This is a genomic window from Roseovarius sp. JB2-10, assembly GCF_055693585.1.
In genome coordinates this window covers 1,022,810-1,045,452 of record NZ_CM146337.1, presented here as the reverse complement: position 1 = coordinate 1,045,452, position 22,643 = coordinate 1,022,810, and the positions used below count along the sequence as shown (strand labels likewise).

Here is a 22,643-nt window from a genome sequence, read left to right as displayed (position 1 = left end):
ATCCTCGGCCAAAAACGGGGTTTTGTCCGATGTGAACCGCCCATATCAACGGAAGAATTTGAATTCGCGGTTCAAACTGAGAAAGATCGAGGTGGAGTCTGACGAGCCCGTAGTCTGACGATCACGGATCGAATAGGAAACGCCCGTAGACATTGTCCAATCCTCCGTCAGATCACGGTTGTAGGTTGTCGAAATGTCTGTACGCGTCGTCTCATCTGCTGCGGTGCTGCCTTCGGAGAAACCGAATGTAATGTCAAAGCCGATGCTCGAGATCTGGTTGATATTATGATTGTACGACATGTCCGCAGTTGTGGTGATGCGCTCATCGTCGTCATTGTTCCGTGTCACATTTCGGTTCAACCCAAAGCTCAAGTTGCCTGTTGGCATCTCATGCAGATAGGACAGGCTTCCGATCAGGCTTGGATCGCTGCCATCTTGGCTTGTAGCGCCGATGCTTGCTGAAAGCTGGCCACTTGGCAAAGCAAGTGAGCGCCCAAAAGACACGTTATGCCGCGCGCCATCCTGATCACGCGTCGTAGAATACGAAGCCGTCAGATTGCCGTTCGGCATGTCGTAAGAGTATGTCACCCGGCCCGTCGCGCCCGAGGTTGTGTTGCTGATGCCCAGGCGTTCTTCGTCGGTTTCCGAAAAACCAATCGCCGCTTCGAGGTTTGCGCGACGCGAAATCGCTTGATTTATCCCGACCTCGATCGCGTTTGTATCTCGCTCGGTGTTCAGCGCGTCTTCTGATTCAAAGTGCCTGAAATTGTAGGCTACAAAACCCGTGGTGACTTGGGAAAACCGCAGGTTGGCCCGCGCACCGGCCGTATACCGGAAGATGTCGTTCAAAGTGGCGGATTGCTGATCGTAGGTGATACCGCTGACGCTTGCATCAAAGACAAATCCCAAAGGACCGCTTCTGTTGAGTTCAAGCCGGGTTTGCAGATCATAGTTCCGGCGCGTTCCAGTGCCTTCCAGATCCTCAAAATCCGGCGGCAAAACGATGACGCCGTCTTCATCCGTGAAAGACCCGACATCCTGACGGAATGAAATATCGCTTTCACGAACGCGTCCGTCGATGCTGAACGAACCGTTTGCACCTTCACGCATATAGTCGAACGAAAAACGCGGCTCCACGATGCCTGTGTCAATATCGCTGCCGGAGGGCACTTCGCCTGCGCGCAGGTTCACCCCTGCTGTTGCTGAAAACCTCTGATCTCGGGTTTCCGCCAGAAGGCCAAAATCCAGAGATGTTGTCGAAAGCACGGTACGGCCTTCTTCTCGCGCGTTAAGAGACAGGTTATCGCCTGCCTCAAATCGCTGTTCTACGTCCAGCGTAAAGGATACGCCCTGATTTTCCTGCGCAAAAGCCGGCAGGATAAAGAGCGTTAGTCCACTTGCAGCTGCTGCGTGAACGATCTTTTGTTTTGCCAATACTGCCCCCTCGAAAACGGGTTATTCGAATAGTTTTCGTTGTGGAACAATGATCACATCGCCTGATTCCATGACCGTTGTACCGATACTTGTCTTTCCTTGAAGGATTGAATTGTAGTTCACATTGTAAATCCGCTCTTTGCGCGACTTATCTGTGCGTCTGAGCTGAATGCGTTTTGTTGCCGCAAATTGCGAAAAGCCACCCACTTGCGCCAATGCCTGCAGCATCGTTGTGCCGCGTTCGATTTCATGTGCGCCAGGATTTGCCACTTCGCCCAGGATGTAGATCGTGTTGGTAGAAACGGCTTTACCCGAGCTCGCTACTGGTGCGGCAAGCTGCGAAATAGACACAAATACTGTAGGTTCGGTCGCAAAATTCGGTGACAGTTTCGAGATCACTTCACCCCGAACCTGTTCAACGCTGCGGCCACCCGCCGTCACGGAACCAGCCAAAGGGAATGAGATCCGGCCATCTGGCAGAACGATTGCATCCCGGTTCAGGGTCAGAATCTTCCAAAACCTCAACGCGCAAAACGTCGCCGGGTTTGATGCGGTAATTGTCCTGCGCGAAAGACGCCACAGCGAAAACAGGCAAGATCAGCAGAGCTGTAATGATATTCGTAACGATGCGTTTCATCCTAAACTCTCGATTCTTTGAATTAGGTGTCAGTTTGAGTGAAAAATAGGCTGTAATCCGCAGCTACGGAAGAGTTTTCTGGATTTTTACCATTTTTAACGCGGTTCTGTGATGTCCCGTGCCGCGCAGGTCACAATAATCGTGCATGTGGCCATCATTTACAGAGATTCTGACGATTTAATCCTATGTTCACCCTTTTGCCCCATTTTGGACCAACAAATGCGCACCATCATCGCAACGATAAGACGAAGGACCACGTAAATTTAGTAAGTAGTCTTCGAAAGGAGCGGGCTTAGAAATGGTTGTTTTTGTAATCTGTAGTATGTTTTCTGGCATCTTGGCAGGCGGTTTTGCTTTGTATTCAGGTGCTTCCATCGTCACCGCAATTGCGGCGTACGCTGCCACCGGCGTATTGGCATTCATGTTGGTTCTCGCACGAGCCTATATGTGCCAATTCATTTCGAACCTGAAAAATTCCGACTATCGCCAGAAAGTATTGCAACCGAATACGTTTTGATTTTTCGCGTCAAACACGCAAGCCATGCGATGCGCGCGCTCTATTTGAGCCGTTTGAACATTTAGCCTCGCGGATGGCATACATCCCAAACACTCCATCTTTACATGACTTGAACAGCCGGCAGCGTTGGTGAAAACGCGTTTTGGGCGCCGGACCAACTGACCCAACGCCCAAAATAGTCTCTAAACCACGGTTATTCGGCCGGTTGCGACTTCAATTCTTCTACAACGCTTCTCGCATCAACAAGTTGCGGCAAAGGATTCTCGCCTGCGATTGTGATGGCGCGCTCAAACGCTTCGAGCGCTTCTTCTTTGCGATCAAGCGCCAGATAAGTGCGCGCCAGATGGTATTGAACCAACGGATCATCTGGCAAACCAGCCGCTGCCGGTTCGAGATGCGTCAGCGCCTCATCGTAGTTCCCCCGACGGTATTCGATCCAGCCGTATGTGTCTTGCAATGCGGGCACTTCGATTCCACGCAAGCGGCGCGCCACGGCGTATGCACGGTTCAGGCTTTCGTCCGTATCGCGATGCGCGGATATCAGGCTCGCCAGATTGTTTGCCACAACAATGTTGTTGCTGTTTCTTTCGTACATCGATTCGTAGATCGCGATGGCACCTTCAAAGTCACGGTCCCGCTCCAGAATCTCTGCTTTCAAAAACAACGCGTTGGTGGCTTCTGGGTTTTGATCCAGAAGGGCGACCTGCTCATCTACCAATTTGCGGGCATCCTCGTCACGACCCGTCGCGACCAAAAGGCTGTAGAGTGTGCGCAGTACTTGATCGTTAGCGGGGAACTGTTCCAACAGAGACCGATAGATAACTTCCGCTTCATCCCGCTCGTCGCTCAACATATGCAGGCCGGCACGCAGATGACGCAACACGGCATCATCAGGATTTTCTGCCAACCGTATTTCTACCTGCTGGACCGCGTCGAGAAGTCGGCCGGCGCGCACTTGCGTTTCAACCATTGCGGCGAATGCCTGCTGGCCGTTTTCTTCTTCTGCGAGCTGACCCAGATAAGCGATCGTGTCATCGAGGCCGTTTTGCTGCAACAACATCTCTGCCTGCACAGCATTCGCGGCCGCTTGCGACTCGGGCGTATCAATAGACCGGAGCTTCCAGACGATGCGCTGAACTTCGTTCCAATCCTGTTTTTGAATTTGCAGCGTCACCATGCTCTGCAACAAATCAACACTGTTCGGTGCATTGATTAGAGCCTCGTCTAACACTGCTTCCGCGGATTCTGGACGCCCAACACCAACCAGGTAGTTGGCGTAGCGCAATGATTCCTCTGTTCCCTGGTTGGAAAGCTCAACGGCCAACGAATACCGCTCACCGGCCAGTTCACGCTCGCCTGCCCGTTCATGGGCAGCGGCCATCAACGTCATGATGGATGGATCACGTGGCGCTTGTGACAGTGCTGTCCGAAGATCGATAATCGCGTCACCGGGTTTGTCTTCTTCTATTTGCCAGCTGGCGCGCATCTTAAGGGCCGCAACATGGCTGTTGTCATTTTCAATGACTTCTTCGATCCGCGCTCTGGCACCGACAAGATTGCCAAGGGCGTTTTGCATGCGCGCCAAAAGAACTTTGGCATCATTGATGACCTCATCTGGCTCTTCTGCAGCATCAACCAATTGATCAAGCGCCGAAATGGCCGTGTCATGCTCGCCTGCGTCAAAATCCATAGAAGCTCGAACCGCAATAAATCGTGTTGGGTCTTCTTCGGTTTCAATCAATCGTTCGATTTCTGCGCGAGCCGCTTCAATCCCATCCGTCAGCCGCAGGAACTGAACAACCGACATATGATTGGAATCGTCTGAGTCAGGTCTGTTTGCAACTTCCCTAAGAAAGTTCTCTGCGCCCTTGTTGTCACCTTGATCGACATACCAGCCAATCAGCAATTGCTGCGCGGTTTCATCTTCTGGAAATACTTCCGCCATCTGACGGAGGGCGGGACCCATATCACTGATCTTATCGGTCCGTTCCAGGATTCTGAGTTTCGTGAAATGCAGATCGTAGTCTTCTGGGTTCTGCTCAATCCCAACGTTAATAATCGGAAGAGCTTTGTCATAGTCTTCTCTGCCAAGCAGGTAGTCGATCACGATGCGACGCGCTGTGGTGTTGGCAGGATCTCCGTCAAGAACGACCTGTGCTTTTTCAGCCTGAACTTCCGCAGCAATCGGGTCATTTTCAGTCCGGGCATCGGAGTAACCCAACGCGATTTCAGCGACCTGCACGCGAGGGTCATCCGGCACAAGCTCGAGAGCCACCGCCAGATGGCGCTCAACTTCTTCCCAATTGCGCGCTTCTACGGCCAAGTCTGTCAACTCAATCCGGGCTTCGACATTGTCAGGAAATTGCTCCGCAACGCGCTGATAGGCGGAATAAGCTTCGCCCCTGCGCCCGCGTTCCAACTGCGTGCGAGCATAGGCAAGGCGCGCCTCTTTATGGTCGGGAACCAGTTTGAATACGTTTCGGAATTCGACAATTGCGCGCTGGACATCTCCTTCATCCAACAATGCCATACCAGCTTCAAAATGACGTTCTGCGCGTTCTTCTGCGCTTTCACACGCCGCCAAAGCCAGAAGCGCCGTGAATAAAAAGGCCTTAAAAATTGGAAAGCGAATAGGCATGGGTGGGTCCAACTTTCTTTCTTATCAACGCATTCGAAATTGGAACGCGACGCTATCTAGGAACGGCGAACGCTTGCGCTGGAGAAGCACAAGCGTTTTCTAGCAGCCATAAACTGACGTGAAATTTAGCAACCAGTCCCGCGCAGCACAACACCAACCGTGGAAAGAACGATGGATGCGTCGGTAGAAAAGCTCACATCTTCGTAATAACGGTTATCGAATTTTGCGCGCGCGGCGAAAGTCGACTTGTTGCGATCGGAAATCTGCCAGTAGCCCGTCACACCAGGGCGCAGGGCATAATAAGCGCGACCCGGATACAGATCGCGTTGCTCAGGCATCATAGGGCGCGGGCCAACTATGCTCATGTCGCCGATCAGAACATTCCACAGCTGTGGGAGCTCATCCAACGACGTCTTGCGAAGGAGCTGCCCAAAGGAAGTGATCCTTGGATCGTGCGTCAGCTTTTGCTTCTGCTCCCACTCGTTCATCGCGTCCTGATCATTCTCAAGATGGTTTTTGAGAAGTTCGTCTGCGCCATGGACCATCGACCGAAGTTTCCACATTGTGAAAACGCGACCATTCTTGCCAATCCGAGACTGTTTGTAGAATGGATTGTGACCGTCCCGCGCTACAAGAAGGGCGAGCAGCAGAACGACTGGTACGACGATCGGTGCGGATAAGAGTACAAGCGAGAAATCAAAAATTCTTTTAAATACAAGTCGATAAACACTCCGTTGAGGAATGCCAAAGCTTGCTAGGGGAGAAACTTTATCTGCAAAAGCAAAGCTATTTTTAAAATCATTGTCTTGGATGCTCATTGGTACACAGCGTCCTTAATCATTACCACGGTTCATACTCACAGCCCGCGAAGCGGGCCAAAAACGACTGCTCATTCACTAGATTTTATTATAATCGACGAGAACTTCGCCGAGATTTTTATTTAATTGGTTCTTACCAGCCGTCGTTGGACATTTAAAGCATATTCCGCGCGGCAATCTGAAAAATCTGCCTGTGGTTGAATTTTTCACTTAAAAAGTGAGCATTGTTTCCATATTGTGTCTAATCTGTCAGCTTTCGTGAATTGTATCCGTTAAATAACCGAGGCGATCCTGAATTACGGCGGAATTCTGGCGAAAGTGGCGAATCAGCGATTTCTGCCTTTCACACGCATTAGGCGTTTAAGAACAAGATTTTACCTTCCATCTGTCCACATTTGGACAAAGCCCAATGCGATCTCAGTTTCGGAACATGGGGTCATCCGGCCAATTTCGCATGTTTTGGTAATCGGCTTGGAGGTAACAATGAGCGGGAGAGTCCCGAGGTCCGCAAAATCTGCGCCGCCGCCGGATGTCACAAACATCTTTAGCGCGACAGATCCGGTTCGACTTGGGAAAGCAATCTCTAAGGTTGAGGAAACACGCGCCCGGAACGCAGCCGCCGAATCCACCAACGACGTCAGCACAAAACCAAAGCCACCAAAGTTTTCCAGCGTCCGTGCGCTATGTGCAGCCATAACGCCAGGCAGAAAAAATACCCCGTCTTCTGTTTCGACCTCTAGCAACACCGCCTATATCCTGCAAAACGGCAATCGTGTGAGTGATGCTAATTTAATGGAAGGTACCGGTAATTCGAGTTACACGAAGCCAATGAACAATACGATTGAGATATATACACAGCATTTTGAATTGAAGGAGCGGCCCTTTACGCTTCTGCCTGATCCCGATTTCCTTTTTTGGTCACCGGCACACCAGCGCGCATTCACAATGCTTGAATATGGCACGCTGACGGGTGCCCCAATCACATTGATCACTGGTGAAGTGGGCGCGGGTAAAACGACGCTGCTGCATCATTTCCTGAACAACCTAGACGAAAACGTCAAAGTTGGCCTGGTCTCCAATGCGCATGGATCGCGCGGCGAGTTGTTGAGGTGGGTTCTGATGTCGCTGGACCAGCCTGCGGACAACTCGGCCACCTATGTCGACCTCTTTGATGCGTTCCAGGAATACCTGATCAGTGAATATGCCGCTGGCAACCGTGTCATTCTGATTTTTGACGAGGCGCAGAACCTCAGCCAAGAATCACTGGAAGAGTTGCGCATGTTTACGAACATCAATGCCAACAAAGATGAATTGCTTCAGTTGGTCTTGGTGGGTCAGCCCGAATTGAGAGAAATTGTGCAACGCCCGGAATTGCGCCAGTTCGCGCAACGCGTTGCGTCGAGTTTTCATTTGAATACGATGGATGAAAGCACCACCTTGGCCTATATCGGGCACCGATTGAAGAAAGCCGGCGCGCCTCGCAACCTTTTTACCGAGAGTGCCAGCCGGTTGGTTCATAAGAATACCCATGGTGTGCCACGTCTGGTAAATCAGTTGTGCGACCTATCTATGGTGTATGCTTTTGCAAAGAACCAGAAGACTGTGACCTTGCTTACTGTGGAACAGGTTTTGGATGATGGCGCTTTTTTTGGCGCTCCAGCTCCTGAAAAAAATGACGAGACTGCGTAATGATCCCTGACTTTAAATTTTTTGCGTCATTGTTCCTGAGACGCCTTCACTACTTTCTGGTGGTGGCGGTGGCGGTATCCGCATTTGGTGTGACCGTCGCCTATACATTGCCAGCAGGATATGAAGCGCGTGCCAGATTGTTGGTGGAATCCGCCCAGATCCCCGGTGATCTGGCTGAATCGACGGTCCGGACGGAAGTGTCGGAACAATTGGCTATCATTTCACAACGTATTCTTACGCGCGCCAGCCTTTTGGATGTGGCCAGAAAATACGAGCTCTATAAAGATCAGCCCCGCACCAGTGCAGATGATATCGTCGCGGATATGCGCAAGCGCCTGAAGATGAATTTGCCGGGCCGCCGTGATGCCGCATCATTTGTAAATGTTTCGTTCCTTGCAAAAACCGGCGACACGTCTGCCAAGGTCACAAATGAATTCGTTACGCTGATCTTGCAGGAAAACGTGGCGCTACGGACAACCACCACGTCACAGACGCTCGAGTTCTTCAAGAACGAAGTCGACAAGCTGGACGAAGCGTTGGCAGAGCAGGGCGCGAAAATTCTCGCGTTCAAAGGCCAAAACCAGGGCGACCTGCCGGACAGCCTTGATTACCGCAGAAACAGGCAGGCGTCGTTGCAAGAGCGTTTGCTGAATATGGAGCGTGAGCTGGCAAGCCTGCGGGACAGACGCGCGCATCTGGTGGATTTGTATCAAAGCACAGGCGAAGTGGCCTTGTCTGGTGATTCCCTGTCGCCTGAAGAATTGCAGCTGCAAGAACTTAGTAATCAACTGGCTTCAGCGCTCGTTCTTTTCTCCGAAAACAACCCGCGTGTGAAAACGCTCCGGGCTCAGGTTGACGCAGCAAAGCGCCAAGTTGCCAGTCAGCGCGGTGGTGCGGGCAACGAAGTTATGTCCGCCTATGAAGTCCAACTCTCGGATTTGGACGGGCAGATGGAGTTCTTGCTCGAAGAAAAGAAGAACGTAGAAAACGAAGTGGCAGAGATTGAAAAGTCAATCGAACGCACACCGGCCAACGCTATCACGCTCAGCTCGCTGGAGCGCGACTATGACAATATTCGTGTACAATATAACCAGGCCACTGCAGATTTCGCTGCAGCACGCACAGGCGATCAGATTGAAGCCCAATCCCGCGGCCAGCGTATCTCGGTGATCGAACAGGCCACAGTGCCGCGCCAACCTACAAGCCCGAACCGCAAGAAAATTGCCACTGCGGGTGTGGCTGGCGGCGTATTGGCCGGACTGGCATTCGTATTTCTGATCGAGCTTTTGAACAATTCCGTGCGCCGGTCTGTCGATCTGACCAATCGGCTTGGCATCGCGCCGTTTGTATCAATCCCCTATATCCGCACGCGCCGTCAGGCCAATCTAAGACGGTTTGTCATTTTCCTGGCGCTGCTTATCGTTGGGTTGGGGATCCCGGTCACACTATTCTTGTTGCATACGTATTACCTGCCGATGGATCTCTTGATCGAAAAAGCCCTTGATAAAACAGGCTTGGCCGATCTGATCGAGCAATTTCGGCAGGGTTTTGGTGAATGAGTTAGAGAGGTAATATGGAACGTATCCAATCAGCACTGAGCAAGGCCCGCAAAACCAGACGTGAAAATGCGGGTACGCCACAGGAAGAACGGCCGGATCCACGCGATGATGCCGCGCTGGATACTTACGTTTTACCAAAAACCATGTCGGTAGAAGGCCGGGAAGAAATCTGGAAAACGATCCCCGCTTTCAATCCCAAGGAAAAGCACTTGGCGAGCAGCCGGATTGTTGCCTACAAATCGAGCCACGATTCCGTTCCATACGACGTGATGCGCACCAAACTGCTGCACCAGATGCGCAGCAACAAATGGACGCGACTGGCCGTTGTGTCGCCGTCTCAGGGCGCTGGCAAAACCCTTACAAGTGTCAACTTGGCGTTCAGCCTTGCGCGTCAAACCAACTTCTTTGCGGCGCTTATAGAACTGGACATGCGTCGACCAGCGCTGGCCAAAACACTGCGGCTGACGGAAGAGCGGCAGTTTTCCAGGGTGCTTACGGGTGAGGACCCGGTCGAAGCTCAAATGCTGCGCTATGGCAAAAACCTGATTTTCGGCTCAAATAGCAACACCGTAAGAAACCCGGCTGAATTGCTGCAGAGCACAACTGCTTCGAAAAAGATCGATGATATCGAGGCCCAGTTTCAGCCAGACATCATGATTTTCGACACGCCGCCTGTGTTTTCAGGTGACGACACGCTGGCATTTTTGGATCAGGTGGACTGCGCGCTAATGATCGCCGAGGCAGAACGTTCGACGATTGATGAGATCGACAAATGCGAGCAGGAACTTGCGGCCCGAACCAATGTCTTGGGTGTTGTCCTGAACAAATGCCGCTACCTGAGCAAACACGAAGAATACGGCAAGGAATACAGCTAACAGCCAGGGCGATCCGCCGTTACTGCGATAGCTCGGTCTCCATCACCAGAATCCGGGCTTTTTCGGTTACTTCCATATCGTACTGAATGGATTGACCGCCTGCCAGTGTTGTTGGTGAGGTCAGCGTTATCGTTTCATCACCGGTCTGACGCGTTATCTCAACGGTGCCCTTTGCATCGTCATAGCTTAATTCGTCGCGCCATGGGGCTGACCAGAACAGCACCGGGTCGTAGTTGGCCTTTCTTTCGGCAGCGTCATAATCAATCGAAACCAAGCGCGCGCGCTGTTCGCCCGAGGCTGCCGCATATTCACGCGTCTGGTGTCCCGGAAAGCTAACCGAAATGATGGCCGGGGCACTATCGTGGAAACCGTTCCAGGCGAATACGCCAATATCTACCCTGTCCGTCAGACGTTTATGCGTTGGCGTGATCTTGCGTGTGTCGTGCCAATCAATGCTAATCTCGGCTGAGCTGCCGTTTTCACCAATGGGTGTGATGCGGACACGGTCTTGATCACCCCGCAAAACAACCCATGAAAACTGCAATTCATGTCCGTTGGGATCTACGGTTGAGTCCGCAGAAATAGTCATGGTCCGGGTGTATTCTGTAGAGCGCCATATGCGTGCGATGGCCGAGGGCGTGTCGAACAAAACCTCCGACAAGCCCGCCAAACCTGCGGATTTTTGAAATTCCTCTTCCTCAATGGACAAGTAAACCATCGGCGGAATTTCGTCCGGTTTCAGCGCCGAAGCCATTGCGACCATACGTTCGGGAACGAGTTTTCGTTTCTGAAAAACCGTGGGATGCGCGGCACCCGACAGGTAAGCGGCCCTTTTGTAAACGGCCTTTTGGCTGCGACGCAGTATCATTTGCAAGGTTGGGGCGATCAGATTCAGCTCCTGCAAGCGCGCCTGCGTCTCTGGACTGAAGGCAGCAACCGTCATCAGGAGGGCGCGCATAAACGGCTTGTCGGAATGTGACGAACCTTGCGTGATCACCATATACGGCCAGTTCGCAGGGAAGAGGTCAGCCGCATCATGGTCACGGTGCTCAGGATAGAGGTAAAGGTGGTTGGTCACATAGGTCAGGAATGCACGGACCGGCCCATTGGGTGAGGTCATCGAAAGACGCGGCTGGCTGCGTTTACGTTGGCCTTTGGTGATCGCGGTCGATGAATTACCGATCACGATGGCAGGCAGAATGATCTTACCGGCCAGCCCGAAGTCTAGTTTCAACTTCTTCAACTCTTCGCTGAAATAAACCTTTGGAAGGCGCGGAAACATACCCGGCGGCAGGACAGAATGCCCACGATCATGATTGTCATAGACAACGTTTTTGAAACCTGCGGCTTTTCCCTGCTGTTCCAATCGACGCAGAAGAAGGGCTTCCGGCGAATTATCCACAAGATCCAGAAGCGGCAAACCCGGAGACGCTTGAGGGATTTCGAATTCCGGCACTGACCACGCAAGCCCGCCGAACGGGACCAGCTTATCTCGGGACACAACACCGGGATCCGCAATCGCAGAATTGGAGGTGAAAACAAGAACTGCGGATGTCAAAAAAGCGCAGAAGCTACGTGTGAACCAGGAATTTTTCATTACAAGAATTTGCTCAAATTTACGCAGATTGGCCAGATTAAATCATACTATCCATGTTTTTGGGGCAAAAATCGCTTCAATCCTGTGTGAACTGCACAAAATTCGGAAGCACCAGGCCGGAAGTCGCCTCAATTGCTGCGACTGCACCAGAATTTCATTTTTTATGGGTCACTGTGCTGCGAAACACCAACAAACAAAGGCACCAAGCTATTGGCAAAGCGTACAGATAGTGTGACAAGGCACCAAAATGGCCTTGGGCGCGGCATCACCGTAGTGCCAAGGATTTGCCGCAACAGGGCCATTTCGACACGACATGAACTGTTTGTCTTTGGGAATCGAGAATGATCGATGTCATAAAAAAGTTGATGGTGCTGCTCAGTGAGCGTGAACGCCGCCGTTTTTGCGTGCTTATGGCGCTAATGGTGTTCGTCGCCTTTGCAGAAGTTTTCGGCATTTCCACCATTCTTGTACTGCTCCAAATTCTCTCTGACCCCCAGCGTATTTTCGAAAGCGAATACCTGAACTGGATATACGAAACGCTCGGCTTCACGGGCACGTTCGGCTTTCAGCTGTTTCTGTCGATTGTCGTCTTGCTTGTCGTCACATTCAGTCTGGCGATCAAAGCAGGCGGCAACTACGCGATCATCCGATTTTCAACCATGCGCGGCTTTACTCTGTCCAGCCGTTTGCTGCAGGCCTATTTGCATCAGCCCTACACATGGTTCTTGGAACGCAACAGCGCCGATGTGAAAAAAAGCGTCCTGGGCGAAATTCAGAACCTTGTGAACAAGATCATCGTGCCCGGCAGCCGGCTATTGTCCAATCTGCTGTTGGCCATTTCAATTCTGGTCTTTTTGCTTTTCGTCGATCCTTTGGTTGCAATTGTTTCGGCGCTCTTGCTCGGCGGTGCCTACGCGGCAATCTACATGAAAATGCGCGTCAAACTTTTGCGGTTGGGTGACGATATTCTGGATGCCAACAAGGAACGGTTTCGACTGACCCAGGAGGCGACGGATGGCTTCAAGGAAGTCAAACTGATGGGGCTTGAGGAGATGTATGTCTCCGGCTTTCGCTCTCCTGCAAAACGTTTGGCCAATAGCGCCGCATTGTCACAGGTCATTAACCAGATTCCCCGTTACGCACTGGAAGCCCTGACCTACGTGGTGTTGATGGCGGTCATTCTGTTCATGATTTTCCGCGACGATGGCGATCTGACGAAGGCCATTCCGATCCTTGGCGTCTTTGCGGTTTCGGTCATGCGTCTTTTGCCAGCACTGCAACAAGTCTACAGCGCTGTGGCATCCATTCGAAATTCCAAACCGGTTCTCGACCATATCTACGAAGACTATTGCGATGCGATCGCCAACAAGGTGAAGGAACCCATCGGCGCGAAGGAAACCAACAAACTGCCGCTGAATGAGGCGATCGTTTTGGACAATGTCACCTTTAGCTATGCATCAGGCGATAAGCCGGCTGTAAATGGCCTGAACCTGGAAATTGCCGCGAACTCCACGATCGGTATCGTCGGCGGAACCGGTGCCGGAAAGACAACGGTTGTTGATCTTATTCTGGGGCTTTTGATCCCGGATGGCGGTCAGATATCCGTGGATGGAACGACCCTTACCCGTGAGAACATTCATTCCTGGCGCCGGTCGCTTGGATACGTGCCGCAGAGTATTTATCTGACAGACTCTACCGTCGCCCGGAACATTGCCTTTGGTGCGGGCGATAAGCCAATAGATATGGAAGCCGTGGAACGCGCAGCCAAAACAGCGATGCTACATGACTTTGTAATCAATGAACTGCCGAACGGATATGAAACAACGGTTGGAGAACGCGGCGTTCGTTTGTCAGGTGGTCAAAGACAACGGATCGGCATCGCCCGAGCGCTCTACCATGATCCGTCGCTTTTGATCCTTGATGAAGCCACGTCTGCGCTCGACAACCTTACCGAAAGTGCGGTGATGAAGGCGGTTCAGAATATTCGCAATGACAAGACCATTATCATGATCGCACACCGGCTGAGCACGGTCAAAAAATGTGATCAGATTATTCTGCTGGAGCGCGGCAAAGTCGCATCTACCGGCACGTTTGATGATCTGGTTGAATCAAGCGATACTTTCCGACGCATGGCCGCGAACGAGTAATCAGATGAGCACGTGGTTTCTTTTTCGGTTTGAATTTTACTCATATGGAACTGTTTTCGGTGGCGCAAAATGACGGCTGGCGCGAATCCAAAATCCAGATATCCGACCATGCTGACGCAGCTGGCAAAACCGGTCAAAACACAGTGGCGCAAGCTGGCAGTTTCGGCGACGGAACGCTGGATTTCAGCAGGCAGGACATATGATATCCTCGTTCTTTTTGGGATGCGGCGGTCTGGCAATCACCTGGCGATAAATTGGATTTTAGGGCAGGTGGATGGCTCTGCAGTTTTCTACAATAACATCCGTCAAAACGCGCATCCCTTCGATGTGGGTATGCGCGAATATCGGATAAGGCGCGCCAACCGTCGCCCCAAAATCATCCTCAGTTACGAAGACCTGACACCTGGAGAGATAACCGCCGGGGCCTTGCCCGACTTTTTAGCGGACCGGGCAGAGCGGCATGGGACGCAAGTGCAATGTGGCGTAATCCTTCGAGATCCGTACAATCTGTTTGCCAGTCGCCTCAAAAAATGGCCCGAGCGGTTTGGAAGCGCTGAAGACATCAAACGCCAGCAAGATCTATACGCCAATCACGCTCAATTCGTTCTCGCCCCCGAAGTCACGTTTGGTAGCGAACCCGTCGTGCCAATCCTCTATAATCATTTGGTTACGGACCAAGCTTATCGCCATGATCTATCCCAGAAGCTTGGGATAAACAGTGGCGATATCGGATTGGATGACGTGCCCGTCTATGGCCACGGCAGTTCCTTCGATGGCTATCAGACTGAAGGCACAAATGTACGCGCGGGCGTCTTTGATCGCTGGAGAAACAGCCAATCTGACCCGATCTTTCAAAGTGTTGTATCCGATGCCCGCCTGCAAAATGTGGCACATTCTGTTTTTGGGATGGAGCCCTCTGCCACATGACACACACCCAATGCACTTCAACTGGCGTCACTTTTTGTGACGGGGGGCGGACATGACAGCTTTGCCAAACACCATTTTGATTGGCGCAGCCAAGGCAGGCACCACCAGCCTTTGTGGCGATCTGCAACATCACCCGGATATTTATCTGTACCCTTCGAAAGAGACGCATTTCTTTTCGTATCTTTATGACCGTGGCATCGATTATTATATGTCGTTATTCCAGCCATCCGGGCAAAAGGTCATCATGGATGCCACACCCGAGTACAGTACCCGAGGAAAATCGCAAATAGTCGCGGATCGCATGGCAGAACACGTGCCGGATGCAAAACTGATCTACATGGTGCGCAATCCAATTCGGCGGATAGAATCAGAATATGTACAAAAGCTCGCGAATGGCGCTGAACATATGGATTTCGAACGTGCCGTTTTTGATTGGAACCTGATGCATGGCAGTCTTTACGAAGAGAATTTCAAAATCTTCGCCAATGCTTATTCGGAAGACCGCATTCACGTGATTTTTTTCGAGGATTACGTTGCCGACAAAGAGGCAACTGTATCTGGCTTGTTACGTTATCTTGAAGTCGATGATCATGCGGCGGTGTTTGCAGACCGCAAAGCAAAGAACACGCGCGATGAAAAAATCTCAGATCCATCACTGGTCAAACGCTTGCGACAATTCAAGGCGTTCGAACGATACAAACATCTGGTGCCGCACGGGCTGAAACTGTTCCTGAAGAATACTGTCACCCACAAAATTGAGACTGACATCGTATGGAGCCCGGCACTACGAGAACAGGTAACCCAAGAGGTCCAAAAGGATGCAGCCGCATTTTTGGAACGGTTCGGTAAAAAACCTGATTTTTGGTCCTGAAAGTTGTAGGTTTGACACGGCTTTCGGCAATTTAATCGGTGAATGGCCAAATCCCGCTGTTGTTCTCAGCGTAACCTATTATTGACATAAAAATCAGTACATCAGTGATCAGTAAACACGTTTAACCTGCAAGGAACGCACCACATGGCGGATCGATATTATGGATTGGTAAGGCAAGATGTCTTCCCGTTTATTCCAGCCCATTCAAAAAAGATTCTGGATGTTGGCGGCGGTTTCGGTGGTACGAGTTCCGAGCTGAAAAGACAGGGCAAAGCCGATTACATTGTGCTGACGGATCTGGTCGCGGATAATCATGATCCGGATGTTGATACGGCATTTTCCGGCAATTTGGATGATCCGGCATTCCTGCAAAAAGTTATCAAAGAAGAGGGTCCGTTCGATACGGTCCTGTGCCTCGATGTTCTGGAACATCTGCGTGATCCCTGGACGGTCATTGAAACGCTGCATGCGGGGCTTTCGCCGGACGGTGTCATCGTGGCCAGCATCCCGAATATGCGCCACGTCAACCTGGTCGGGCCGCTTGTCCTGAAGGGCAAATTTCAGTTGGAAGATCACGGCATCAGGGATCGCACCCACATGCGCTGGTTTACGCGCGACAGCTGTGTCGAACTAATGACCGGCTCCGGTTTGACGCTGGAAAGCATTGTGGGCCGGCAGTCCAAAGCCCGGTGGCACAAGTGGACAAATCTCTTCACGTTCGGATTGTTCCGCGCTTTTTTCGAAAAGCAATATCTCATCGTGGCACGCAACAAATGACCAAACCCGTCTAGGTTTTGGATTTGGTTCATCGCAAGGGGTTCTCGGTTCCATGAAGTTGGTAAAACGGGCGATAAAATCCGCACGAAACATGCGCAATCGATCCAAGGCCAACGTTGAGCGCGGCGTACTTTCCCACAGTTTTGCGTCTTTTTTCGATGCCCTGCCGAAAATGGAAGGAACGGACGATGGATCGAAATCTTTTGTCCAAATTTGCGCCGATGCGCTCAAATCCCTGGCGCCAGATCGCATCATTGTAGCGGACGCAGATGTCCCTGTTCTGGTCAAAAGCGGCAAGGTCATGCTGATCGCAGAAAACTCGTCGGGCGCGCGTGCCGTTCTGCAAGCGGTCGAGACATCCGCGCCCTTCGGGTTGTGGCAAGGCAAGGCTACGACTCTACAGTTCTGCAAAGATATGTCGGATCAGTTGGAAAACTGCGTCGCGATGCATGCAACACTCGATAGTATAGCGTCTGGCGACAAATCCTCCACCGCGATCGACGTGACCGAGTTTCTGATGGCCAAAGGTCTGGAACCGGTTTTGCGGAGCGCAAAAGCAGACGACAACACATTTCGCGTCTTCTTCGTACAACGTAGCAGGATGTCAGATGTCGTGCCTGTCCTTCGAAACAGCATCGAAGAGGCGTTTGGCGCGACCAAATCAGGTGCGGTAGTTCGCCCGCGCGACATGCCGGTCTTTATTCCCTGCTTCAACAACCAGACATATTGCAAATCGATGGTAAAGCAGCTGCGTGATACCGGATTTGTGGATATCACTTTGGTCGACAATGCCTCGACCAGTACCGAGATGCATGCCTTTCTGGATGAAATTGAAGCCGTGGTTTCAGTGGACCGTTTGAAGGAAAACCTCGGGCCCAAACGATCGATTTTCACACCGGAGCGCTACGCGAAAATGCCGCGGTACTTTTGCGTCACGGACCCCGACATCGTGTTCAATCCTTTTTTGCCTGACGACTTTCTGGATCAGTTAATCGAACAGACAAAGGTCCATAAAATCGGAAAAGCTGGCTTTGCGCTGGATATCATGCACCGGCAATTTTTCAGCGATACGATTGTAAATCTTCTTTATCAGGAATGGAAAATCTGGGAGTGGGAAGAGCGGTTTTGGGCGAACCCAATCGGTAAAACCAAGACCAGCGATACAGTCTACCGTGCCGATGTGGACACAACATTCGGGCTTTATGACAAGGATCAATGGACGCAGGACGCCTTCACCCGAGGGGTGCGCATCGGTGGACGGTTCACGGCTGGCCACGCGCCTTGGTACGCCAAGTCAGATGTCCCGGACAGCGAGCGTGATGCCTATCGAAGCGACAGCACCTTTTCTTACTACAAGATGTGAATGCCCTGATCAGGCCATCAATGATCCGCTACTTCTTGGCAAACGGATCGCGGTAGAGACCCAGCCGTTGTAACAGGATTTTCCACAAGAATGGCGGCTCATGCACGATGTATCGATGCCAACGTTGTTTTGGTTCTTTGAGCAGACGATATAGCCATTCAAACCCGGCCTCGGTGATCCATGCGGGCGGGCGTTTGAATGTACCGGCCTCATAGTCAATCGTACCACCCAAAGGCAGGAACAGTTTTACGTTGGGCAGGCGATCCCGGTAGTTGATGATGAACTTTTCCTGACGTCCACCGCCCAGACCGACCAGCAAAGCCGTCGCACCGGACGCATTGATGAGATCAATCATATGTTCGATCTCTTCCGGCTTTTGATCATAGTCGAACGAGGGCGCGTAAGTGCCGCAAATAAACTCACGGCCAACTTTGTCGTTGATGTTTTTCGCCGCAATTTCAGCGATGCCCGGTTTACCCCCGCACATGAACACAGTGATGTCAGGGTTGTCTTTGTGGTGCATGTAGAACTTGGGGAAGTAGTCAGAGCCTGACACACGTTCCTTGACCGGCGTGCCCATGAATTTCGTAGCGAAATACATGATCTGACTGTCGCAGGTGATCAGGTCAAACTTCTTGAAGATTTCATAGAATTCAGGATCCTGCTGCAGCTTCATGATCATATCGACATGCAGCGTCAGCATCAGACCTTCGTTGAAATCGCGCACGACCTCATCCATCGTGACGTCATGAACAAACGCATTCAGGAGAGGCACTTTTTTGTACCCGACCTCTTGGGTCTGATCGGCATCTGACGCCATCATGCTGTCGTCCTGCGCGGCAATGAAACCACCCTCCATGAACTATTCCTTCCACATATACTGATTAACAAGGTCACGTGTATTGCGAATATTGCCGGCACTCGATGCGCCAAACACAATTGATTCCACATTCGGCAGTTCTGATATCCACGAAATCGCTTCATCCGCTGAAATTGCCCCCGAGGCATAAACCGACATGGCGATGGCCCGGACCCGGCCGCTTTCGAGGGTTTTGACGTAAGAATCCAACCCGCCACACATCCGGAAGCCCAGTTTGTTGATGTTTGAGCAGACGATCGGGTTCTTGATCCCCAATTCCTCCAGCGCATCAACAAGGGCAGGCATGTTCATCGTGATGAACGCAGGCTCGGCGTTGTACTTTTCCTTGATGTGATCGTGGAACACCCGGAAAGCTCCGGTGAAACCCATTCCCAAAAGCAGATCAGTAAAGACGTTCTGCATAAAGATGATCGGCGTGTTGAGGCCTTTGAACATCTTCATTTCGGCGTCGATCAGCACCTTGGCGATACCGTCCACATCCTTGGTGGCCAGTGCTGCTCCCCCTTTAAGGGCCGTTTTGAAAAACCCGTCCTCGGGCATGAAATGCGTCACGGCACCCAACATGCCGTAATCCGTCACAGCGTTTGCGTATTTATGGGCATAGGGCATACACGGATAGAACGTGAAATCAGGATAACGATCCGGGTTTGCGCGCACGATCTCGGCCACTTCGGCGATCCGGTCGTGGGTCGTACACATGAAGGTCTTGATGCCCTCATCATAGGCCGTATCCAACACATCCATGATGGCGCTGGTTTCCTGAAATCGCATCGCTTGCGCACGCGCTTTTTCCTCTGACATGTGATTGATGCCAAAGAACTGGTTATCGCCAAAGAGCAAACGGTCCATTGTGGTCTCTGTTCCCATCTTCACGACCTCCCAAACCATCCGCGCTTGCGCTCGGATGATTTCGTGTCTGTGGATGTGTGTGGTTTTGCGGGTGTGACGCCGGCGCTGTCATCCATAATCATGCTCAATGCGCGGTCGGTCATCGCTGCCGAACGGAAGTCATTTTCCCCAGCCGCACCACGGTTGTCGCGGACGGCCAGGATAAAGTCATCAATCTGGTTCGAATACTCTTCGCCGCGCAGGTAGAACCACGGATCTTCGGTCAACTCCGTCGTATATTTTACGGTCCAACCTTTTTTGAAATCGGGCAGGGCGGCAACCGGTTCGCGCAGATAGACCTGACATTCCTGACGGTCCACATTCACGCGACCGTTGGTTCCGATCATGCTGATCTTCGTTGTCATCTTGCGGTGCGATTCGTCGCTCCAATTGACCGATAGCTGGGCCGTTGGACCGTCTTTGAATTGCAGCGTGCTAAACACTTCGTCATCGATCCCTTCGGAGTAGATCGAATTCAGAACCGAGCCGCGCACTGTTTCAGGGGCGCCAAACATCCAATTCAGCAAATTCAACGGGTGGGCCGCGTAGTCATAAAGACATCCACCGCCCTCTGTTTTTTGGGTCCGCCATGTCTGGCGCTTGGCCTTCAAAACGACCGGACCATAGGCCTCGGCCATCACATGCGTGATCCGGCCCAATGCTCCCGTGTCGACAATCTCTTTCATTTTGCGGAAAGCACCAACGTAGCGATTGTGGTACCCGACCTGATTGACCAGACCTTTGCTTTCCGCGATTTGGGCCAGCTCTTCCGCCTCATCGGGATCAAGGCAGAAGGGTTTTTCACAAAACACATGAATACCCTTGTCGAGCGCTGCGCGAACCATTGGCCCGTGAAGACGCGATGGCGTTGCGATAACAACCGCATCCAGCGTCTCCTCCGCCAGCATTTCATCATATTTGCGATAGATCTTGGCTGGAATATTCTTGCTCAGCACGTCAACCATGAAACCGGTTGCATCACAGGCAAATGTTTCCGTGTCGGGGTGGGCGTTCACCAATGCGAAATGAGACAGGCCCATCTTGCCCAGGCCGACAACAGCAATTTTTACTTTTTCTTTCATGACCGCTCGTGGATTTTTGATTGAACGTGCTACTCGCAGTTTTTTATGTCTATAATTTGACGACGACCGTGCGTAGCGGTGAAAATTCCGGGTATTTTCTCAGGTTTGCGTAACTACGTGTTCTTTAAGTGAAAAACCGTGAGGACAGAAGTAAGGAAAAACACCATTGTCTGCGCTTTGTGCGCCGCTTGAGTGTTTATCCGCCAGTCTCACCGCCTATTCGATCGCAGATTCGGTGGGCATTAGTTTTTCAGGCCCAGTTTGTGCATTATTTTGTAGAGCAGCATCTTTTGCTTTTTGACGCTGCGGCGGTTGGCATGTGGCCACGGGATGTTCGGCAAGGGCTCATCCAAGAACGTACAAACATTGTCCCAATTGACCTCACCCTTTTCGAGTTCAAGTGAGATGAAGTCATCAGGCCGGTCTGCAAAATACGCTTTTACATCAGAATTGTGCTGGTCATAGCGGTCCAGCCATATCCCTTCAAAACCTTTCGGATAAGGCGCGCCGTAGATCAAGGTACGCATCGCATTTGGATTTTCACCAAAATCCTTGATCGCGCTTTGCATCCAGGCGTCACGATCCCGGTAGATATGGATAAACTTGCTGCCCGGGAAGGCAGCATCCATCTGGCGATACAAAATAGGCCATGGACTGTCTTGAGCGGCATCATGTTCTGCCGCAACTTGCAGGGCCAGATTTTCGACCTCCGCCAAGTCCAGCTGGTCTTGCTGCGCAAGGTGGCGAAACGGGTAGAAGCCTACAACATCGTATCCCAGTTTCTCAAGCGCCACACCCAGTGATGAGGTACCGGTCTTGTGAAATCCGATACAAAAAACTTTTTTGGTCTTCACGACATGGGCTCCTATTCAGACCATTTCGAATGCAACGTCGAGCGATGCAAGGTCAAGCTCAAAAGACTGCAGCGAGTATTGCAGAAAAGGTTTGTCCAGATCATAGGCAGGCGCCACATGCTCCGGTTTTATTTTGCCCCGTACCCCAATCCAGTCGCAGCCAACTTGATGCGCCATGACACGAAACACGTCTGTCATGTGGCCGCAGGGGAAAACCTCGATCAGTTTCTTGAGTGTTGAGGCTTCTGACAAAAAGAGCAGCGGCGCCAGACCCGCACCGTGTATAGCAACCATGCTTTCCGCGTGTTCAAAAAGCTTCAATTGATCCGCGATTGACAGATCTTCAGGGTAAATTTTTGTGTATCCGCGTTGCGACAAATACGCTTCGACCGGCGCTTCATTTTCCAGGTTCCGTGTGTTGCATCGCGAGAGAAACACCTTCCGGGGCAAATGATCAGCCGTCGCCCCGTGGATTTTTTGCGTTTGCAAAACATCCTGCATCATCGGCAGGCGCGCCCAGTCAGCCCGTACAGACCGAATGCCCGTCCAGGGCTCAGACGTGAAGGCAATCCCCTCGCCTTCGATCCGGTCGTCCGAGCACAGTGCTGACACCCCAAAGAATTCGGCCGCCTTTACGATGTACCCGGGTGTTTTGGCAGGCAGAATGACTGTGACGTCCCTCGGCCGCAGACCAGTTTCGTGCAACAGTACAAAACAAATCGGGATGTGATTATTCAGAAAATGCGCCCAATTTTGCGGGTGCCTCATTCTGAGATCCACGAAAACGCCGCCGTCCAACCGATGGGTCGCTGCGCTTTTCCGGAACGCACGGATGCCGCGTTTTTCTGGCTCAGAGGCGTCAGTCACATATGTCTTCCGTTCGTATCGAAGTTGACCACCTCCCACAGTTTTCGCAGGCAACCGGATCAATTCGCATTCCGGCACAAACCGGTCAATCAAATGCGATCGGGCGGTAATCAGGGTATGTTCAGGGCATTTCGATGCTTCGAAATCAAGTGTGCCAAAAGCATTTTCCACCATCGAATTGCCTTCTCGTATGATTTTGGGGTGTGGGTTCACGTCGTTCACG

20 protein-coding genes and 1 pseudogene are annotated in these 22,643 nt (G+C 51.7%); 8 read left to right on the top strand and 13 right to left on the bottom strand.

Annotation, left to right across the window (positions count from 1 at the left end; translation table 11 throughout):
- Positions 1–45 precede the first annotated feature (45 nt).
- The 7 genes and pseudogenes from ACZ1HJ_RS05200 to ACZ1HJ_RS05170 form a co-directional block, all read right to left on the bottom strand.
- Positions 46–1,434 carry a hypothetical protein gene (locus ACZ1HJ_RS05200; protein WP_472721264.1) on the bottom strand — a complete coding sequence of 463 codons (1,389 nt, stop codon included), beginning with the start codon at positions 1,432–1,434 and terminating at the stop codon, positions 46–48.
- A 21-nt stretch (positions 1,435–1,455) separates the two neighbouring features.
- A complete protein-coding gene (locus ACZ1HJ_RS05195) occupies positions 1,456–1,899 on the bottom strand; it encodes a polysaccharide biosynthesis/export family protein (RefSeq protein WP_472722157.1) in 444 nt (147 codons plus the stop codon).
- The gene (locus ACZ1HJ_RS05190; RefSeq protein ID WP_472722256.1) at positions 1,850–2,071 is read right to left on the bottom strand and encodes a hypothetical protein; all 222 of its coding nucleotides are present in this window, start codon (positions 2,069–2,071) and stop codon (positions 1,850–1,852) included. The genes ACZ1HJ_RS05195 and ACZ1HJ_RS05190 overlap by 50 nt, the downstream gene beginning before the upstream one ends.
- Before the next feature lie 189 nt (positions 2,072–2,260).
- Positions 2,261–2,494, bottom strand: a complete 234-nt coding sequence (locus ACZ1HJ_RS05185) for a hypothetical protein (RefSeq protein ID WP_472721263.1) — start codon at positions 2,492–2,494, stop codon at positions 2,261–2,263.
- Positions 2,495–2,781: 287 nt separating this feature from the next.
- Entirely contained in the window at positions 2,782–4,695 is a 1,914-nt protein-coding gene (locus ACZ1HJ_RS05180) for a tetratricopeptide repeat protein (protein ID WP_472722156.1), read from the bottom strand.
- Positions 4,696–4,884: 189 nt separating this feature from the next.
- Positions 4,885–5,118 (bottom strand): annotated as a pseudogene (locus tag ACZ1HJ_RS05175) (tetratricopeptide repeat protein); the annotation flags it as partial.
- A 233-nt stretch (positions 5,119–5,351) separates the two neighbouring features.
- Positions 5,352–6,044, bottom strand: a complete 693-nt coding sequence (locus ACZ1HJ_RS05170) for a sugar transferase (protein ID WP_472721262.1) — start codon at positions 6,042–6,044, stop codon at positions 5,352–5,354.
- Between the two features lie 471 nt (positions 6,045–6,515).
- Here ACZ1HJ_RS05170 and ACZ1HJ_RS05165 point away from each other — a divergent pair, with 471 nt between their 5' ends.
- From ACZ1HJ_RS05165 to ACZ1HJ_RS05155, 3 genes are read left to right on the top strand one after another with little or no spacing between them, the layout of a single operon-like run.
- Positions 6,516–7,733, top strand: coding sequence for an ExeA family protein (locus ACZ1HJ_RS05165; protein ID WP_472721261.1), 1,218 nt, complete (start codon positions 6,516–6,518; stop codon positions 7,731–7,733).
- Positions 7,733–9,292, top strand: coding sequence for a GumC family protein (locus ACZ1HJ_RS05160; RefSeq protein WP_472721260.1), 1,560 nt, complete (start codon positions 7,733–7,735; stop codon positions 9,290–9,292). The genes ACZ1HJ_RS05165 and ACZ1HJ_RS05160 overlap by 1 nt, the downstream gene beginning before the upstream one ends.
- Positions 9,293–9,306: 14 nt before the next feature.
- The gene (locus ACZ1HJ_RS05155) at positions 9,307–10,167 is read left to right on the top strand and encodes a CpsD/CapB family tyrosine-protein kinase (protein WP_472721259.1); all 861 of its coding nucleotides are present in this window, start codon (positions 9,307–9,309) and stop codon (positions 10,165–10,167) included.
- 19 nt (positions 10,168–10,186) lie between these two features.
- Here the strand turns inward: ACZ1HJ_RS05155 and ACZ1HJ_RS05150 are convergent, their stop codons facing one another.
- Positions 10,187–11,764 (bottom strand): hypothetical protein, encoded by a 1,578-nt coding sequence (locus tag ACZ1HJ_RS05150; protein ID WP_472721258.1) that lies wholly within the window; start codon positions 11,762–11,764, stop codon positions 10,187–10,189.
- Between the two features lie 341 nt (positions 11,765–12,105).
- Between ACZ1HJ_RS05150 and ACZ1HJ_RS05145 the strand changes: the two genes are divergently transcribed.
- From ACZ1HJ_RS05145 to ACZ1HJ_RS05125, 5 genes are all read left to right on the top strand, one after another.
- The gene (locus ACZ1HJ_RS05145; RefSeq protein WP_472721257.1) at positions 12,106–13,911 is read left to right on the top strand and encodes an ABC transporter ATP-binding protein; all 1,806 of its coding nucleotides are present in this window, start codon (positions 12,106–12,108) and stop codon (positions 13,909–13,911) included.
- A gap of 108 nt (positions 13,912–14,019) precedes the next feature.
- Complete coding sequence (locus tag ACZ1HJ_RS05140; protein WP_472721256.1) at positions 14,020–14,838, top strand: hypothetical protein; 819 nt, start codon at positions 14,020–14,022, stop codon at positions 14,836–14,838.
- A gap of 52 nt (positions 14,839–14,890) precedes the next feature.
- Positions 14,891–15,709: a sulfotransferase family protein gene (locus ACZ1HJ_RS05135; protein WP_472721255.1), complete on the top strand. Its 819-nt coding sequence runs from the start codon at positions 14,891–14,893 to the stop codon at positions 15,707–15,709.
- Positions 15,710–15,853: 144 nt separating this feature from the next.
- The gene (locus ACZ1HJ_RS05130; RefSeq protein ID WP_472721254.1) at positions 15,854–16,486 is read left to right on the top strand and encodes a class I SAM-dependent methyltransferase; all 633 of its coding nucleotides are present in this window, start codon (positions 15,854–15,856) and stop codon (positions 16,484–16,486) included.
- Positions 16,487–16,538: 52 nt separating this feature from the next.
- A complete protein-coding gene (locus tag ACZ1HJ_RS05125; protein WP_472721253.1) occupies positions 16,539–17,849 on the top strand; it encodes a glycosyltransferase family 2 protein in 1,311 nt (436 codons plus the stop codon).
- Between the two features lie 28 nt (positions 17,850–17,877).
- Here the strand turns inward: ACZ1HJ_RS05125 and ACZ1HJ_RS05120 are convergent, their stop codons facing one another.
- The 5 genes from ACZ1HJ_RS05120 to ACZ1HJ_RS05100 all read right to left on the bottom strand — a co-directional run bounded on the left by ACZ1HJ_RS05120 (position 17,878) and on the right by ACZ1HJ_RS05100 (position 22,642).
- Entirely contained in the window at positions 17,878–18,708 is an 831-nt protein-coding gene (locus tag ACZ1HJ_RS05120; protein ID WP_472721252.1) for a WecB/TagA/CpsF family glycosyltransferase, read from the bottom strand.
- A 3-nt stretch (positions 18,709–18,711) separates the two neighbouring features.
- On the bottom strand, positions 18,712–19,596 hold the full coding sequence (locus ACZ1HJ_RS05115) for a hypothetical protein (protein WP_472721251.1): 885 nt from the start codon (positions 19,594–19,596) through the stop codon (positions 18,712–18,714).
- A gap of 2 nt (positions 19,597–19,598) precedes the next feature.
- Positions 19,599–20,699 carry a Gfo/Idh/MocA family protein gene (locus ACZ1HJ_RS05110; RefSeq protein WP_472721250.1) on the bottom strand — a complete coding sequence of 367 codons (1,101 nt, stop codon included), beginning with the start codon at positions 20,697–20,699 and terminating at the stop codon, positions 19,599–19,601.
- A 242-nt stretch (positions 20,700–20,941) separates the two neighbouring features.
- Complete coding sequence (locus ACZ1HJ_RS05105) at positions 20,942–21,553, bottom strand: sulfotransferase family protein (RefSeq protein WP_472721249.1); 612 nt, start codon at positions 21,551–21,553, stop codon at positions 20,942–20,944.
- Positions 21,554–21,568: 15 nt separating this feature from the next.
- On the bottom strand, positions 21,569–22,642 hold the full coding sequence (locus ACZ1HJ_RS05100; protein ID WP_472721248.1) for a glycosyltransferase family 61 protein: 1,074 nt from the start codon (positions 22,640–22,642) through the stop codon (positions 21,569–21,571).
- Between the last annotated feature and the right edge of the window lies 1 nt (position 22,643).